15 protein-coding genes are annotated in these 15,698 nt (G+C 71.5%); 12 read left to right on the top strand and 3 right to left on the bottom strand.

What is annotated here, in order from left to right:
* Positions 1–9: 9 nt before the first annotated feature.
* Positions 10–888 carry a TIM barrel protein gene (locus IE317_RS15070; RefSeq protein WP_191310392.1) on the bottom strand — a complete coding sequence of 293 codons (879 nt, stop codon included), beginning with the start codon at positions 886–888 and terminating at the stop codon, positions 10–12.
* A 112-nt stretch (positions 889–1,000) separates the two neighbouring features.
* Here IE317_RS15070 and IE317_RS15065 point away from each other — a divergent pair, with 112 nt between their 5' ends.
* Positions 1,001–2,023, top strand: coding sequence for a LacI family DNA-binding transcriptional regulator (locus IE317_RS15065; protein WP_229902712.1), 1,023 nt, complete (start codon positions 1,001–1,003; stop codon positions 2,021–2,023).
* Positions 2,020–3,018 carry a Gfo/Idh/MocA family protein gene (locus tag IE317_RS15060; protein ID WP_191310390.1) on the top strand — a complete coding sequence of 333 codons (999 nt, stop codon included), beginning with the start codon at positions 2,020–2,022 and terminating at the stop codon, positions 3,016–3,018. Before IE317_RS15065 ends, IE317_RS15060 begins: the two co-directional genes overlap by 4 nt.
* A 21-nt stretch (positions 3,019–3,039) precedes the next feature.
* Here IE317_RS15060 and IE317_RS15055 read toward each other — a convergent pair whose 3' ends face one another.
* On the bottom strand, positions 3,040–3,621 hold the full coding sequence (locus IE317_RS15055; protein WP_191310388.1) for a TetR/AcrR family transcriptional regulator: 582 nt from the start codon (positions 3,619–3,621) through the stop codon (positions 3,040–3,042).
* 61 nt (positions 3,622–3,682) lie between these two features.
* Here IE317_RS15055 and IE317_RS15050 point away from each other — a divergent pair, with 61 nt between their 5' ends.
* Both IE317_RS15050 and IE317_RS15045 read left to right on the top strand, forming a co-directional pair.
* Positions 3,683–4,186 (top strand): SRPBCC family protein, encoded by a 504-nt coding sequence (locus IE317_RS15050; protein WP_191310385.1) that lies wholly within the window; start codon positions 3,683–3,685, stop codon positions 4,184–4,186.
* On the top strand, positions 4,183–4,659 hold the full coding sequence (locus IE317_RS15045; protein ID WP_229902711.1) for a GNAT family N-acetyltransferase: 477 nt from the start codon (positions 4,183–4,185) through the stop codon (positions 4,657–4,659). The genes IE317_RS15050 and IE317_RS15045 overlap by 4 nt, the downstream gene beginning before the upstream one ends.
* Before the next feature lie 70 nt (positions 4,660–4,729).
* Here the strand turns inward: IE317_RS15045 and asnB are convergent, their stop codons facing one another.
* Positions 4,730–6,571: an asparagine synthase (glutamine-hydrolyzing) gene (gene asnB / locus IE317_RS15040; protein WP_191310383.1), complete on the bottom strand. Its 1,842-nt coding sequence runs from the start codon at positions 6,569–6,571 to the stop codon at positions 4,730–4,732.
* A 404-nt stretch (positions 6,572–6,975) separates the two neighbouring features.
* Here asnB and kdpF point away from each other — a divergent pair, with 404 nt between their 5' ends.
* From kdpF to IE317_RS15000, 8 genes are all read left to right on the top strand, one after another.
* A complete protein-coding gene (gene kdpF, locus IE317_RS15035) occupies positions 6,976–7,077 on the top strand; it encodes a K(+)-transporting ATPase subunit F (RefSeq protein WP_191310381.1) in 102 nt (33 codons plus the stop codon).
* A 36-nt stretch (positions 7,078–7,113) separates the two neighbouring features.
* The gene (kdpA, locus tag IE317_RS15030) at positions 7,114–8,775 is read left to right on the top strand and encodes a potassium-transporting ATPase subunit KdpA (protein WP_191310379.1); all 1,662 of its coding nucleotides are present in this window, start codon (positions 7,114–7,116) and stop codon (positions 8,773–8,775) included.
* Positions 8,772–10,772 (top strand): potassium-transporting ATPase subunit KdpB, encoded by a 2,001-nt coding sequence (kdpB, locus tag IE317_RS15025; RefSeq protein ID WP_191310377.1) that lies wholly within the window; start codon positions 8,772–8,774, stop codon positions 10,770–10,772. Before kdpA ends, kdpB begins: the two co-directional genes overlap by 4 nt.
* 5 nt (positions 10,773–10,777) lie before the next feature.
* Positions 10,778–11,368, top strand: a complete 591-nt coding sequence (locus tag IE317_RS15020; RefSeq protein ID WP_191310375.1) for a potassium-transporting ATPase subunit C — start codon at positions 10,778–10,780, stop codon at positions 11,366–11,368.
* Between the two features lie 4 nt (positions 11,369–11,372).
* A complete protein-coding gene (locus tag IE317_RS15015; protein ID WP_191310373.1) occupies positions 11,373–13,910 on the top strand; it encodes a sensor histidine kinase in 2,538 nt (845 codons plus the stop codon).
* Positions 13,907–14,605: a response regulator gene (locus tag IE317_RS15010; protein ID WP_191310371.1), complete on the top strand. Its 699-nt coding sequence runs from the start codon at positions 13,907–13,909 to the stop codon at positions 14,603–14,605. The genes IE317_RS15015 and IE317_RS15010 overlap by 4 nt, the downstream gene beginning before the upstream one ends.
* Before the next feature lie 25 nt (positions 14,606–14,630).
* Positions 14,631–14,789, top strand: a complete 159-nt coding sequence (locus IE317_RS15005) for a hypothetical protein (protein WP_191310369.1) — start codon at positions 14,631–14,633, stop codon at positions 14,787–14,789.
* A 155-nt stretch (positions 14,790–14,944) separates the two neighbouring features.
* The gene (locus IE317_RS15000; protein ID WP_191310367.1) at positions 14,945–15,679 is read left to right on the top strand and encodes a hypothetical protein; all 735 of its coding nucleotides are present in this window, start codon (positions 14,945–14,947) and stop codon (positions 15,677–15,679) included.
* Positions 15,680–15,698 lie beyond the last annotated feature (19 nt).

Raw genomic sequence — 15,698 nt, 5'->3', positions numbered from 1 at the left:
GGACCAGGTTCAGAGGGAGTCGGTGATCTTCGCGAGGTGGGCCAGGCTGCGCTCGGTGTCCCGCCGGGGTACGTCGTCGGGGCTCTCCTCGCCGAGGGCGGTGTCCTGTTCGAGGACGTACCAGCCGTCGTAGCCGGCGGCCTGGACGGAGCGCACCATCGCCGCCACGTCCACGTCGCCCTCGCCGAGCGGGGTGTACATGCCCCGCCCGACCGCGTCGGTGTAGGCCAGCCGGCCCGCGCGGACCTCGGCCGCCAGGTCTTCCCGGACGTCCTTGAGATGCACGTGTCCCACCCGTTCGGGGTACCGCTTCGCCATCTCCACCGGATCCGTCCCGCCGATCATCAGGTGCCCGGTGTCGAGGCACAACCCGAGATCGGAATCGGCGAGGAAGCGCTCGACCTCGGCCTGCTGCTCCACGTGCGTCCCGACGTGCGGGTGCAGCACCGTGCGCAGGCCGTGGGCGGTGGCGATGTCGCGAATCTTGCCGGCAGTCTCGACCAGCGTCGCCCATTCGGCGTCGCTGAGCCGCGGGCGGTCGTCGTAGCCGTCGAGGCCGGTCGCGGCGGCGAGGACCAGGACGTCACCCCCACAGGCCGCGAAGAGCGCGGCGGACTCTTCGGCTTCCTTGAGGACGTTCTGCTGGTTCTCGTGGAGGACGACGGCGAGAAAGCCGCCGACGAGCGTCAAGTCGTACCCCGCGAGCAGCTCGCGCAGGGCGGCGGGCTCGCGCGGGAGGTACCCGGGCGGGCCCAGCTCGGTGGCTTGGACGCCGAGCGCCGCCATCTCGCCGAGCACGGTGGCCGCGTCCAGCACCCGGCCCCAGCCCGGGACTTCGCAGACACCCCAGGAGATCGGCGCGGCGGCTACTCGGATCGTCGCTGTCACAAGGGGCCTCCGTTGGTCCGTTGGAGCGCTCTATTGATTAGAGCGCTCTAATCTTGTAGCGTCCGTCACAGCAAAGTCAAGGCCGAGTTTTCCGAGATCAGGGGAGGTGCGCGTGGTGCGTCCGACCATGGAGGACGTCGCCGAACGGGCGGGAGTTTCCCGCGCGCTGGTCTCTCTGGTGATGAACAATTCACCGAAGGTCTCCGAAGCCCGGCGGGCGGCGGTGCTGCGCGCGGCCGAAGAACTCGGCTACCAGCCGCACGTGATGGCGCGGTCGTTGGCCAGCCGGACCTCGACCGTGCTCGGCGTGATGGTCAACGACCTGCGCAACGCCTTCTTCGCCGACGTCGTCGAGGGGCTCGACGCGGCCGCGCAGGCCGCGGGCTTCGACCTGATCCTCAACACCGGCGGCCGCAGTCCCACCCGCGAGTGGAACGCCCTGCACAACCTGCTTTCCTTCCGCCCGGCGGGGATCATCCTGCTTTCGCCGGTCGTTCCGGCGGCGTCGATCCAGGTCGCGGCCAAGCAGTGCCCGGTCGTGCTCGTCTCGCGGACGATCCGTGCGTCCACAGTGGACACGGTCAACGACGACGGCGAGGCGGGGTCCGCGCTGGCCGTCGACCACCTCGTCGGCCTCGGGCACCGGCGCATCGCCCACCTCGACGGCGGCGGCGCGGCCGGTGCGGCCCAGCGCCGCCGCGGCTTCCAGGCGGCGATGCGGCGGCACGGCCTGGAGCCGATCGTCGTGCGCAGCGAGCACACCGACACCGGCGGGGAGAAGTCGGTGCGGGAGCTGCTGGCGACGTACTCGCGCGCCGAGCTGCCCACGGGTTTGGTGGCGGGCAACGACTTCAACGCCGTCGGGGCGATCTCGGCCCTGGAGGAAGCCGGGTTGCGCGTGCCGGAAGACGTGTCGGTCGTGGGGTACGACAACACGTCGCTGGCGGCGCTGCGGCACCTTTCCCTGACCACGGTGGACCAGCCGCGCACCGAGATGGGGCGGCTGGCCTTCGAAGCGCTCGTCGAGCGCGTCCGCGGGGAGCGCACGGAGCCGGTCCGGCACCTGCTGCACCCGTCCCTGGTGGTCCGCGCGACCACCGCCGAGTTTTCTGCGACAGGAGGAGCTTCACGATGAGGTTGGGACTTGCGGGCACCGGCCGGATCGGCACCGCGCACGCGGAAACGCTGAAGGGCTTCGAAGAGGTGGAGTCGGTCGTGGTGGCCGACGTCGACACCGCGCGAGCCGCGTCCGCCGCCGCGAAGCTCGGCGTCGAGTCGGTTCCCCTCGAGGACCTGTTCGCCGCGGGGCTCGACGGCCTGGTCGTCACGGCGGCCACGGACGCGCACCCCGGCCTGATCATCGCGGCGGTGGACGCGGGCATCCCGGTGTTCTGCGAGAAGCCGGTGGCCGCGGACATCCCGGGCACCCTGGCGGTCATCGACCGGATCGGCGCTTCGGACGTCCCGGTGCAGATCGGCTTCCAGCGCCGGTTCGACGCCGGTTACGCGGCGGCCCGGGCAGCGGTTGCGTCCGGCGAGCTGGGCTGGCTGCACACGCTGCGCGCGACGACGTTCGACCCGGCGCCCCCGCCGGCGGAGTACGTCGCCCACTCGGGTGGGTTGTTCCGCGACTGCGGCGTGCACGACTTCGACATCATCCGCTGGGTGAGCGGCCGCGAGGTCGAAGAGGTGTACGCGATCGGCGCGAACCGCGGCGAGCAGTTCTTCGCCGACGCGGGCGACGTCGACACGGCGGCGGCCACGCTGACCCTGGACGACGGCACCCTGGCCACGGTCTCGCTGACCCGCTACAACGGCGCGGGTTACGACGTGCGCCTCGACGTGCTGGGCTCGGTGTCAGGCGTGATGGTCGGCCTGGACGACCGCGCGCCGCTGCGGTCGGTGGAGCCGGGAGTGGCTCCACTGCCGGGCCCGGCGTACCCGGGCTTCATGGAGCGCTTCCGCCCGGCGTACACGACGGAGCTGAAGGCGTTCCTGGACGTCGTCGCGGGCCGGGCCCCTTCGCCGTGTGGGGCGGCGGACGCCTTGGCGGCGTTCTACATCGCCGAGGCGTGCGAGGTCTCCCGCCGGGAGCGGCGCCCGGTGAAGCTCGAGGAGGTCCGCCGCTAGTCGCGACCCTGGTCGCGCGAGTCACGGGCGGAGGAGCTTGCGCACCGTGCGTTCGACCAGGGTGGCGGCCTTCGGCGGGGGAGTGCGGCCGGTCGAGAGGTAGCGGTGGACGACCGCGCGCGGGATCTCGACCAGGGCGAGCACGACCTCCTCGTCCGTGGCGCCGGTGAGCGGCGGCAGGTTCAGCGTGGCGCGCTTCAGCACGTCGCGCAGTTCCTGTTCCGCTTCGGCGAGGGCCGTGACCGCTTCGGCCGACCAGTCGGCCGGGCCGAAGGCCTGCTTGCCCGCGTCGAGGACCCGGGCGCCGTCGGGGTGCTTGCGGCACCAGTGGACCACGCTCGCCGCGGCCGCGACCGCCGCTTCGACGTCGGTCGCGTCGCCGAGCGCCGCCGTGAACGTGTCCTGGAAGTCGCGCAGGGTGCGGAGCCAGAGCCGCGCCAGCAGCGCCGGACGGTCCGGGAAGCGGTGGTAGATCGAGCCGTTCGGGGCGCCGGTGGCCTTCGCCGTCGCGGCCATCGTGACCGCGCGGGCACCCCCGGCGGCGAACAACGCCGCCGCGGCGTCGAGGAACTGCGCTGTGGTGTGCGTCGCGGGCCGGCCCATGTTGTAGAGATTATGCTCTAATACGTTCTGGAGGACACTCTCCAGAAGGGGAGGGCGCACCATGGTCCGCAACGTGCACACCCGCCGGTTCCCGGGATCCCGGGCCGAACTCGCCGTACTGCTGGACACGCTCGGAACGCCGGGCGACCGCCTGTGGCCGGTGGCGGACTGGCCGCCGACCCGCCTCGACGGCCCCCGTGTCCCAGGCACGCCGGCCGGCCACGGCCCGGTCCGGTACGTGCTCGAGGACGCCGCCCCCGACCGACTGCGGTTCCGGTTCACCGCGCCCGCGGGCGTCCACGGCCACCACGAGTTCACCCTGGACGGCGACGCCCTGACGCACGTTCTCGTCGCCTCCCTGCACGGCTGGGCCCGGCTGACCTGGCCGTTGTTCTTCCGCCCGCTGCACGACGCGCTGCTGGAGCAGCTGCTCGACCGGGCGGAGCTGGCCGTGACCGGGCGGGTCGAGCGGCCGGTCCGCTGGTCGCCGTACGTCCGCTTCCTGCGCCGGCTGGGCAAAATCGGCTCGCGCAAGAAGCGTCCAGACGTGAGACTGCGAGCGTGACCAGCCTGACGCCGTTGGACGAGGCCGCCTTGGCGCGGCTGCTCGAAGCCGCCGAAGCGGGCGCCGACCCCCTGGAGGTCATGCCCCCGGTCGACGGTCCGCCCGGCTGGACACCGGCGCGCCGTGCAGCGTTCCTGGCGTTCCACCGCGCCCGGTCACTCGACCCGGCGACGGCGGTGGAACGCACCTGGGTGATCGACACCGACGGCACGGCGGTCGGGGCGGCCCGCCTCGAGCCGCACGGCGACGCGGTCGAGGCCGGCATCTGGCTGACCCGCGCCGCGCGCGGCCGCGGCATCGGCAGGCAGGTGACGGCGTTGCTGCTGGCCGAAGCCCGGGCCGGGGGCGCGGCGAGGTTCATCGCCACCACCACGGCGGGCAACGCCGGCGCCCGGTCGCTGCTGGCCGGGATCGGCGCGGCGCTCACCGCCGATGGCGACGAGGTGAGCGCCGTCGTGCCGCTCGAGCCGTGACGCGCCAGGTCGTGAGTGAGAAACAGTGTTCCAACCCCGTTTCCCACTCACGACCCGCGGCAGGGGGATCTCAGGCGAGCTGCAGCTCCGGGGAGTACATCTCGATCCAGTGGTACAGGTCGAGCAGCCGGTCCAGGCCGATGCGCATGGCCGGGTCCATGGTGGCCGAGTCCACTTCGGACGCTCGGTGCGCCCATGTACGGTCGACCAGGTCGAACACCTGGTGGCGCGGCTCGGCCAGGACCTCCTTGGCCTGCTGCTGCAGAGCCGCTGCGTAGCCCGGGTCCTGCGTCGACGGGTACGGGCTCTTCACGCGGTCGCGCACCGAGTCCGGCAGGACGTGCTTGGTCGCGTGCCGCAGGAGGCTCTTCTCGCGGCCGTCGAACGTCTTCAGCGACCAGGGCGTGTTGTACACGTACTCCACCAGCCGGTGGTCGCAGAACGGGACGCGCACCTCCAGGCCCACCGCCATCGACGCGCGGTCCTTGCGGTCCAGCAGCATCCGCACGAACCGGGTCAGGTGCAGGTGGCAGATCGTCCGCATCCGCGCCTCCTGCGCCGACTCGCCGTCCAGGTGCTCCACCCCGGCGACCGCGGTGGCGTACTGGTCGGCGATGTAGGACTCGACGTCGAGCTTCTTGACCAGCTCCGGCGTGTACAGCGACGAGCGCTCGTCCATCATCGACGTGCGGAACGCCAGCCACGGGAACGTGTCCGCGTTGACCGCCTTCTCGTCGTGGAACCAGCGGTAGCCGCCGAACACCTCGTCGGCCGACTCGCCCGACAGCGCCACCGTCGACTCGCCGCGGATCGCCTTGAACAGCAGGTACAGCGACGTGTCCATGTCGCCGAGGCCGGCCGGGATGTCCCGCGCCCGCAGCACCGCGCGCCGCACCTCGGGGTCGGTCAGCTCGGCCGGGTTGAGCACGACGTCCTGGTGCGCGGACTTCACCATCGCGGCGACGTCGCGGACGAACGGCGAGTCCGCCGTGTCGCGCATCTCGTCCGGTTTGAAGTTCTCCTCCTGGCCGAAGAAGTCCACGGAGAACGTCCGCAGCTGCTCGCCCTGCTCCGCCAGGTGCGCGGCCGCCAGCCCGGTGACGGCGCTCGAGTCGAGGCCGCCGGAGAGCAGGACGCACCGCGGGACGTCGGCGACGAGCTGCCGGTGGACGATGTCGGTCATCAGCTCGCGGACGCGGGCGACCGTGGTCTCCTGGTCGTCCGTGTGCTGCTTCGCGTCCAGCTTCCAGTAGGTCCGGGTCTTGATGCCCTCGCGGGACACCGTGACGATCGTGCCCGGCTGGACCTCTTCCATGTCCTTCCACAGCGACCAGCCCGGCCGCTTGGTGAAACCGGCGAGCTCGCGCAAGCCGTCGAGGTCGACGACCTTCTTGGCCAGCGGGTTCGCCAGGATCGCCTTCGGCTCCGAGCCGAACAGCACGCCGTCGCGCGTCGGGTAGTAGTAGAACGGCTTGATGCCCATCCGGTCGCGGATCATGACCAGGCGGTCGTCGCGCTCGTCCCAGATCGCGAAGGCGTACATGCCGTTGAGGTGGTCGACGACCGCGTCGCCCCACTGCAGGTAGCCGTGCAGGACCACTTCGGTGTCGCTGTCGGTTTCCCAGGTGTGGCCGAGCTTCGTCAGCTCTTCCTTCAGTTCGGTGAAGTTGTAGGCCTCACCGCTGTAGACCATCGCGATGGCGCCGTTCGGCGTGGACACCGTCATCGGCTGACGGCCGCCGGGCAGGTCGATGATGGCCAGGCGCCGGTGCCCCAGCGCGACGTGCGTGCGGACCCACGTCCCGGAGTCGTCCGGCCCGCGGCAGGCCATGGTCCCGGTCATGGCGTCGACCACGTCCTGGCGGCGGGTGAGGTCGGCGTCGTAGGAAACCCAGCCGGCGATACCGCACATAGGTGATCCCCTCTCCCAAGGATTTGCTTAGCCGATACAACTATCGGTAACACAGGTGTAACACGCACCGAAGATCTTGTCTGCCCGAATTGCACGTTCCGCACTTGTTCGGTCACGCGTTGTGTCGCGGGTCACTCACCAACTGCATGCGGTGACACTGCGGCAAACGTTTGCGTGATCGTCGCCACCAGCCATCAAGGCGCCGTAAAGGCGTGTCAGGAACGCATCAAGAGGCCGTCAGCCGGGAGCCGGGAGGAGGTCCCGGAACCGCACAGTGAACGTCGTCCGGTCCCCGAACCCGGTGACCCGTCTTGAGAGGTGCCTGTGGCCGACTTGCTCTACGCCGTGCTGCTGATCGGCGTTTTCGTGGTGCTGGCGCTGGTGTTGCGCGGCTTGGAGAAGCTGTGAGCGGCGCCGGAACCCTGGCCAACGTCGTCGGCGGCTTGCTGGCACTCGGCCTCCTCGTCTACCTCTTCGTCGCGCTGATCAGGCCGGAGAAATTCTGATGCGCCCCGACGTACTTTCCCCGCGGAGGGGCTGAAATGACTGACACGACGGCCGGGCTCATCCAGCTCGGCCTGCTCCTCGCTGCCCTCGCCGCGGTCTACAAACCGCTCGGCGACTACCTGGCGCGCGTCTTCTCCACCGAGAAGCACCTCAAGCTCGAGAAGGGCCTCTACCGGCTCTTCCGCGTCAACCCGGACGCCGAGCAGCGGTGGCCGACCTACGCCGCGGGCGTGCTCGGCTTCTCGTTCGTCTCGGTCGTCCTGCTCTTCCTGCTGCAGCGCCTGCAGCCGCTGCTGCCGTGGAGCCTGGGCCGCGGCTCGGTGAGCCCGGCCGTCGCCTTCAACACGGCGATCTCCTTCGTCACCAACACGAACTGGCAGTCCTACGTCCCCGAGACGACGATGGGCCACTTCGTGCAGATGGCCGGCCTGACCGTCCAGAACTTCCTGTCGGCGGCCGTCGGCCTGGCCGTGGCCGTCGCGGTGACGCGCGGGTTCGTCCGGGCGAAGACCGACCGGCTCGGCAACTTCTGGGTCGACCTCACGCGCGGCACGGTCCGCGTGCTGCTCCCGGTGGCGTTCGTGTTCGCCGTCGTGCTGGTCGCGCTCGGCGTCGTGCAGAGCCTCAAGGCCGGTGTCGCCGTCACCAGCCTCGACGGCAGTCCCGGCACCGTCGCCCTCGCCCCGGCGGCGAGCCAGGAGGCGATCAAGGAACTGGGCACGAACGGCGGTGGCATCTTCAACGCCAACTCCGCGCACCCCCTGGAAAACCCCAACGCCTGGACGAACCTGGTCGAGCTGTTCCTCATCCTGGTGATCCCGGTCAGCCTGACCCGCGCGTTCGGCACGCTGGTCGGCAACCGCCGCCAGGGGTACGTCCTGCTGAGCGTGATGGGCCTGCTGTGGGCGGCGTCGCTGGCGCTCATCTGGTTCTCCGAGGCCAACGCGGACAACCCGGCCGCGCTGGCCGCGGGCGCGAGCATGGAGGGCAAGGAACAGCGGTTCGGCATCGGGCTGACGTCGCTCTTCGCCGACACCACCACCGGGACGTCCACCGGCGCGGTCAACGGCGCCCACGACAGTCTCTCCGGACTCGGCGGCGGGGGACCGCTGCTGAACATGCTCTACGGCGAGATCTCGCCCGGCGGCGTCGGCACCGGCCTGTACGGCATCCTCGTGCTGGCGATCATCGCGATGTTCCTGGCCGGGCTGATGGTCGGGCGCACCCCGGAGTACCTGGGCAAGAAGCTCGGCAAGCGCGAGGTCACCTGCGCGGCGATCGCGATGCTGGCGATGCCGACCGTGGTGCTGCTGGGCTCCGGGATCGCCCTGCTGCTGCCGGGCACGGCGGGCGCGCTGGGCAACTCCGGCGCGCACGGGCTGTCCGAGATCCTCTACGGCTACGCGTCGACCGGCAACAACAACGGCAGCGCGTTCGGTGGGCTGACCGCCACGAACGACTGGTTCCAGTCTTCGTTCGGCGTCGCCATGGCGTTCGGCCGGTTCGTGCCGATCCTCGCCGTGCTCTGCCTGGCCGGGTCCCTGGCCGCCCAGCGCAAGGTGCCCGAGACCGCGGGCACCCTGCCCACCACGGGGCCGCTGTTCGCCACCCTGCTCACCGGCACGGTGGTGCTCGTCGCGGCCCTCACGTTCATCCCGGCGCTCGCGCTCGGGCCCATCGCGGAGGCACTCGCATGACCGTCGGCGCCGGGGTGTTCAGCCCCCGCCAGCTCTGGACGTCGCTACCGGAGGCGTTCCGGAAGCTCAATCCGAAGCACCAGCTCGGCAACCCGGTGATGTTCGTGGTGTGGGTCGGCTCGGCGCTCACGACCGTCTTCGCCGTCACCGACCCGAGCGTGTTCACCGTCCTGATCGCCGTCTGGCTGTGGTTCACGGTCCTGTTCGCGAACCTCGCCGAGGCCGTCGCCGAGGGCCGCGGCAAGGCCCAGGCCGAGAGCCTGCGGCGGTCGAAGAAGGAGACCGTCGCCCGCCGGCTCACCGAAACCGGCTCCGAGGAGCAGGTGCCCGGCGTCGAGCTGCGGATCGGCGACCTGGTCGTCGTCGAGGCGGGCCAGGTGATCCCGGGTGACGGCGACGTCGTCGAAGGCATCGCGACCGTCGACGAATCCGCCATCACCGGCGAGTCCGCCCCGGTCATCCGCGAGTCCGGCGGCGACCGCAGTGCCGTCACCGGCGGCACGACCGTGCTGAGCGACCGGATCGTCGTGCGGATCACCACCAAGCCCGGCGAGTCCTTCGTGGACCGCATGATCGCGTTGGTGGAAGGCGCTTCCCGGCAGAAGACGCCGAACGAGATCGCGCTGACCATCCTGCTCTCGACGTTGACGATCATCTTCCTGCTCGCCGTCGTCGCGCTCCAGCCGATGGCCCGCTACTCCGGCTCCGAGCAGTCCGTGATCGTGCTGACCGCGCTCCTGGTCTGCCTGATCCCGACCACGATCGGCGCGCTACTGTCCGCCATCGGCATCGCCGGGATGGACCGCCTGGTGCAGCGCAATGTCCTGGCGACCAGCGGCCGCGCGGTGGAGGCCGCCGGCGACGTCTCGACGCTGCTGCTCGACAAGACCGGCACGATCACCTTCGGCAACCGCCGCGCCACCGAGCTGATCCCGGTCGGATCGTCCACTCCGGACGAACTCGCCCGCGCCGCCCGGCTGGCGAGCCTGGCCGACGAAACCCCCGAGGGACGCAGCGTCGTCGAGCTGACCGCGGAGTACGCGGCCGAGGACGAGCGTGGCGAGTTCGTCCCCTTCACCGCGCAGACCCGGATGAGCGGCCTGGACATCGGGACCCGGCGCATCCGCAAAGGGGCGGCAAGCGCCGTGCGGGCCTGGGTGCGCGACAACGGCGGCGAGTTCCCGGACGAGACCGAGCGGGTGGTCGACGACATCAGCGCTCAGGGCGGAACCCCGCTGGTCGTCGCCGAAGACACGGTGGTGCGCGGCGTGATCCGGCTGTCCGACGTGGTCAAGCCGGGCATGAAGGAGCGCTTCGAAGAACTGCGCTCGATGGGCATCAAGACGGTGATGATCACCGGCGACAACCCGCTCACCGCCAAGGCCATCGCCGCGGACGCCGGCGTCGACGACTTCCTCGCCGAGGCCAAGCCCGAGGACAAGATGGCGCTCATCAAGCAGGAGCAGGAAGGCGGGCGGCTGGTCGCGATGACCGGCGACGGCACCAACGACGCTCCCGCGCTGGCCCAGGCCGACGTCGGCGTCGCGATGAACACCGGCACTTCGGCGGCCAAGGAAGCCGGGAACATGGTCGACCTCGACAGCGACCCCACGAAACTGATCGAGATCGTCGAGATCGGCAAGCAGCTGCTGATCACCCGCGGCGCGCTGACCACGTTCAGCGTCGCCAACGACCTGGCCAAGTACTTCGCCATCCTGCCCGCCATGTTCACCGGCATCTACGCCCAGCTCGGCGGGCTGAACATCATGCACCTGGCCACGCCGAAGTCGGCGATCCTGTCGGCGGTCGTCTTCAACGCGCTGATCATCGTCGTGCTCATCCCGCTGGCCCTGCGGGGCGTGCGGTACAAGCCGTCGTCGGCCTCGGCCCTGCTGCGCCGCAACCTGCTCGTCTACGGCCTCGGCGGGATCGTCAGCCCCTTCCTCGGGATCTGGCTGATCGACCTGCTCGTCCGCCTCATCCCCGGAATCGGGTGAACCAAGTGAACACGCTCGTCAAGCAGACCTGGGCCGGGCTGCGCGTCCTGCTCGTCATGACCGTCCTGCTCGGCCTCCTCTACCCGCTGGCCGTCTGGGCCGTCGCCCGCATCCCCGGGCTGGCGGGCCACGCCGAAGGCTCGATCGTCACGCAGAACGGCCGGGCCGTCGGCTCGTCGCTCATCGGCGTCGACCCGGTGCCCGCCGACCCCGCGCACGACCCGTGGTTCCACACCCGGCCCACGGTGGCCGGCCCCGGCATGCCGTCCGGGGCGTCGAACAAGGGCCCGTACGACGAAGACCTCGTGAAGACCATCGGGGAGCGCAAGGAGGCCGTTGCGAAACGCGAAGGCGTGACGCCCGATCAGGTACCGCCGGACGCCGTGACGGCGTCGGGGTCGGGCCTCGACCCGGACATCAGCGTGGCCTACGCCGAGCTGCAGGCCGCGCGCGTGGCGCGGAACACCGGCCTGCTCCTCGACCGGGTGAAGCAGCTGATCGAGCAGAACACGAGCGGGGCGGGGATCGGCGTCCCCGGCGTGGATGTGCTCCCGCTCAACTTGGCCGTGCGCGCCGCGGCCGGAGGGGCACACTGACAGCGTGACCACGGAGAACGCACCCGCGAAGCCGCGCCGAGGGGAGCTGAGGATCTACCTCGGCGCGGCTCCGGGCGTCGGCAAGACCTTCGCCGTGCTCGGCGAGGCGCGGCGCCGCCTGGACCGCGGCACCGACGTCGTCGTCGGCCTGGTGGAGACGCACGGCCGCGAGAAGACCGCGGCGCTGCTCGACGGCCTGGAGGTCGTCCCGCGGCGGCGCGCCGAGCACCGCGGCCGCGCGTTCGAGGAGATGGACGTCGACGCCGTGCTGGCCCGCGCGCCCGAGGTCGCCGTCGTCGACGAACTGGCGCACACCAACGTGCCGGGCTCGCGCAACGCCAAGCGCTGGCAGGACGTCGAAGAACTCCTGGAAGCCGGGATCGACGTGCTCTCCACGGTCAACGTGCAGCACCTGCAGAGCCTCAACGACGTCGTCGAGCGGATCACCGGGGTCACCCAGCAGGAGACCGTGCCGGACGAGGTCGTCCGCCGCGCCGAACAGCTGGAGCTGGTCGACATCACGCCCGAGGCACTGCGGCGGCGGCTCGCGCACGGCAACGTCTACCCGGCCGAGCGGATCGACGCCGCGCTCGGCAACTACTTCCGCCCCGGCAACCTCACCGCGCTGCGGGAACTGGCGCTGCTCTGGGTGGCCGACCAGGTCGACGTCGCCCTGCAGCGCTACCGCGCCGAGCAGCGGATCACCGACACGTGGGAGGCGCGCGAACGCGTCGTCGCCTCGATCACCGGCGGGCCGGAGAGCGAGACGCTCATCCGCCGGGCCAGCCGGATCGCCACCCGCGCCGGCGCCGAGCTGCAGGTGGTCCACATCCTGCGTGGCGACGGACTGGCGGGGATCAGCCCGGCCGCGATGGCCCGCTACCGCAAGCTCGCCGAGGAGGTGGGAGCGACGTTCCACACGGTCGTCGGCGACGACGTTCCCAGCGCCCTCCTCGACTTCGCCCGCGGCGTCAACGCGACCCAGCTGGTGCTCGGCACCTCGCGGCGGTCCCGGGTGGCGCGGCTGTTCGACGAGGGCATCGGCGCCGCGGTGGTCCGCCGGTCGGGGCCGATCGACGTGCACATGGTCACCCACTCCGAGGCCGGCGGGCGGCTGCGGACGGGGCTGACCGCGAGCCCGCTGGGGGTCTCGCGGCTCGTGACCGGCTGGGTGCTGGGCATCGTCTTGCCGGTGCTGGTCACCCTCGTCGGCGTCTCCCTGCCGAGCGGGCTCGACTTCGCCACCGACGTCATCGCCTACGTCCTGGTCACGGTCGTCGTCGCCCTGGTCGGCGGGCTCGGCCCGGCGCTGGTCGCGGCCGTGCTCGGCGCCGGGCTGCTCAACTTCTTCTTCACGCCCCCGCTGTACACGCTCAACGTGCACACGCCGCAGAACCTCGTGACGCTCATCGCGATGGTCGTGGTCGCGGTGCTGGTCGCGCTGGTCGTCGACCAGGCCGCGCGCCGGGCGGCGCAGGCGGCGCGGGCGCGGACCGAGGCGGCACTGCTGGCCTCCTACGCCCGGACCGTGCTCACCCACGCGAACCCCATCGAGCGGCTGCTGGCGAAGGTGCGCGAGAACTTCGCGCTGACGTCGGTGACGCTGCTGGAGAAGCAGGACGGCGTGTGGCAATGCGTCGCGACCGCGGGGGAGCACCCGTGCGCCGACCCGGACGAGGCCGACGCCGACATCGCCGTCACCGCCGACGTCCACCTGACCCTGCGCGGCCGGGCGCTGCCTGCCGCCGACCGGCGGGTGTTGGAAGCCGTGGCGGGGCAGGCGTTCCTGGCCCTGCGGCAGCAGCGGGCCGCGGCCGCGGCGGCGCGCGCCGAGCGCAAGGCCGAGGCGACCGAGCTGCGCACGACGCTGCTCTCGGCGGTGGGGCACGACCTGCGGACGCCGCTGACGTCGATCAAGGCGTCGATCGGCAGCCTGCGTGCGGCCGATCTCGATTTGTCCGAAGAGGACACCGCGGAGCTGATGGAGGCCATCGAGCTGTCCGCCGACCGGCTCGCCGGGCTGATCGACAACCTCCTCGACTCGTCGCGGCTGGCCACCGGCGCGGTCCGGCCACACCTGCGCCCGGTGGGCTACGACGAGGTCGTCGCGCACGCATTATCCAATGTGGACAATTCGGACGACGTGGTGGTCGCGGTCGACGACCGGCTCCCGTCGGTGCTCGCCGACCCCGGCCTGCTGGAACGGGTGGTGGCGAACGTGCTGGACAACGCGCTGCGCCACGGCGCCGCGCCGGTGTCGGCCCGGGCCAGCGCGCACTCCGGGCAGGTCGAGCTGCGGATCGTCGACCACGGCAAGGGGCTGCGCAAGGGGGCCGCGGACTCGGCGTTCGCGCCGTTCCAGCGGCTCGGCGGCGACCGGGACACGACACCGGGCGTCGGGCTCGGCCTGTCGGTGGCGAAGGGGTTCACCGAGGCGATGGGCGGGACGATCCGCGCCGAGGACACCCCGGGTGGCGGGCTCACGATCGTGTTGTCCCTGCCCGCGTTCAGTGTGGAGTACGAAGAAGAGGGGGTGCGATGAGCGACCCGGGTGCCACCGTGCTGGTGGTGGACGACGAGCCGCAGATCGTGCGAGCACTGCGGATCAACCTGACCGCCCGCGGCTACAAGGTGATCACCGCGCACGACGGCACGGCCGCGCTGAAAGCCGTGGCCGAGACCAAGCCGGACGTGGTGGTCCTGGACCTCGGCCTGCCGGACCTCGACGGCACGGAGGTGATCGCGGGCCTGCGCGGCTGGACGACGGTCCCGATCATCGTGCTCTCGGCCCGCGGCGACTCGGCGGACAAGGTCGAGGCCCTCGACGCGGGCGCCGACGACTACGTGACCAAGCCGTTCGGCATGGACGAACTGCTGGCCCGGCTGCGCGCGGCGGTCCGCCGTTCGGCGGTGGCGGGCGCGGACGGCGCGGACGCGGTGGTCGACACGGCGTCGTTCAGCGTCGACCTGGCGGCGAAGAAGGTCCGCCGCCACGACGGCGAGGAAGTCCACCTGACGAAGACGGAGTGGGGCGTGCTGGAGCTGCTGGTCCGCAACCGCGGCCGGCTGGTGGCGCAGAAGCAGCTCCTGCACGAGGTGTGGGGCCCGTCGTACGAGACGGAGTCCCACTACCTGCGGGTGTACCTGGCCCAGCTGCGGCGCAAACTGGAGCGGGAGCCTTCGCGGCCGCGGCACCTGCTCACCGAACCGGGAATGGGCTACCGCTTCGAGGTCTGACCCCCAGGGTCGTGAGTGAAAAACAGTGTTCCAACCCGCCTTCTCACTCACGACGGCTGCGGCGGACCGTCTGACGGCGGGGCTGGGCAGCGCCGAGCCCTGGAGCTTCGGACTGATCGGGGTCGGCCCGGCCGTCGCCGGGTACTTCGCCGACGACCTGCGCCGCCGCGTCCGCGGTGGCTAGAACCAGAAGGTCGGCTGCTCGATCCCGAACCGCAGCTTCGCGTGCCGCTTCGACGCCGCGGCCGAGAAGGAGATGTGCTGGGCCGCCGTCCTGGCGTAGGAACGCCGAAGGCCACCGCCGGGGCGGTGGCCTTCGGGAGGGGTCCTGCTTACGCCATGGTGCTGGGGCCGGTCGGGCTCGACGACGGGGCACCGGCCGAGCTGGAGCCACCGGCGGGCGGCGGCGTGCTCGAGGTGACCGAGGTGGTCGGCGTCGTGCTCGTCGGCTTCTCCGGGCTCGAAGAAGTCGAGGTCGGCGTCGTGACCGGCGTCGTCGTGACCGGCGGCGGGTTGCCGCCGGTGTCGATGCGGGGCGGCGGGGGCGGCGCGGGCTGGGTGACGACCGTGGTGGTCGTCTTGCCGTCCGGGCTCACCGACACGACCGTCGTCGGCACGCTCGGCGACGTCGGGTTCGACGGGGCCGGGGCACCGCTGGAGGTCGCCGGGTCGGTCGACGACGGCGTGGCCGGCAGCGTCTGGACCCCGGCCGGGACGGTGCCCTGGCCGCCGGGGCCGCCCGTGCCGCCCGCGGTGGAGGCGGGGACCGGCCCGGCGAGCTCGGCCACGGCGGCGAACGCGGTCGCGACGACCAGCCCGGCCACCCCGAGCACGACGTACCCGGTGCGGTTCGGTTTGCTGCTCTTGGGCGGCGCGGTGTCGATCCTGGTGATCCGAGAGCTCGAATCCGACCCGGCGGGGCGGGGCATACGGGGCTCCTTGGGGAATTCGGGGAGGCGCGGTGCTGAGGCCGGCAATCGGGCGTGTCTCGCCAAGCAGAACGAGCACGGCCACGGCGGGGGAGCGACCTCGGCGGCGAGGTTATCACCGGCGTGCGGGTATTCGCCCAGGTAGTGGCCTTGATCCGTTACTG

Source organism: Amycolatopsis bullii (assembly GCF_014654205.1).
GTDB lineage: Bacteria > Actinomycetota > Actinomycetes > Mycobacteriales > Pseudonocardiaceae > Amycolatopsis > Amycolatopsis plumensis.
The sequence above is the reverse complement of the archived record's forward strand: the minus strand, read 5'-3'. Positions and strand labels throughout refer to the sequence as shown.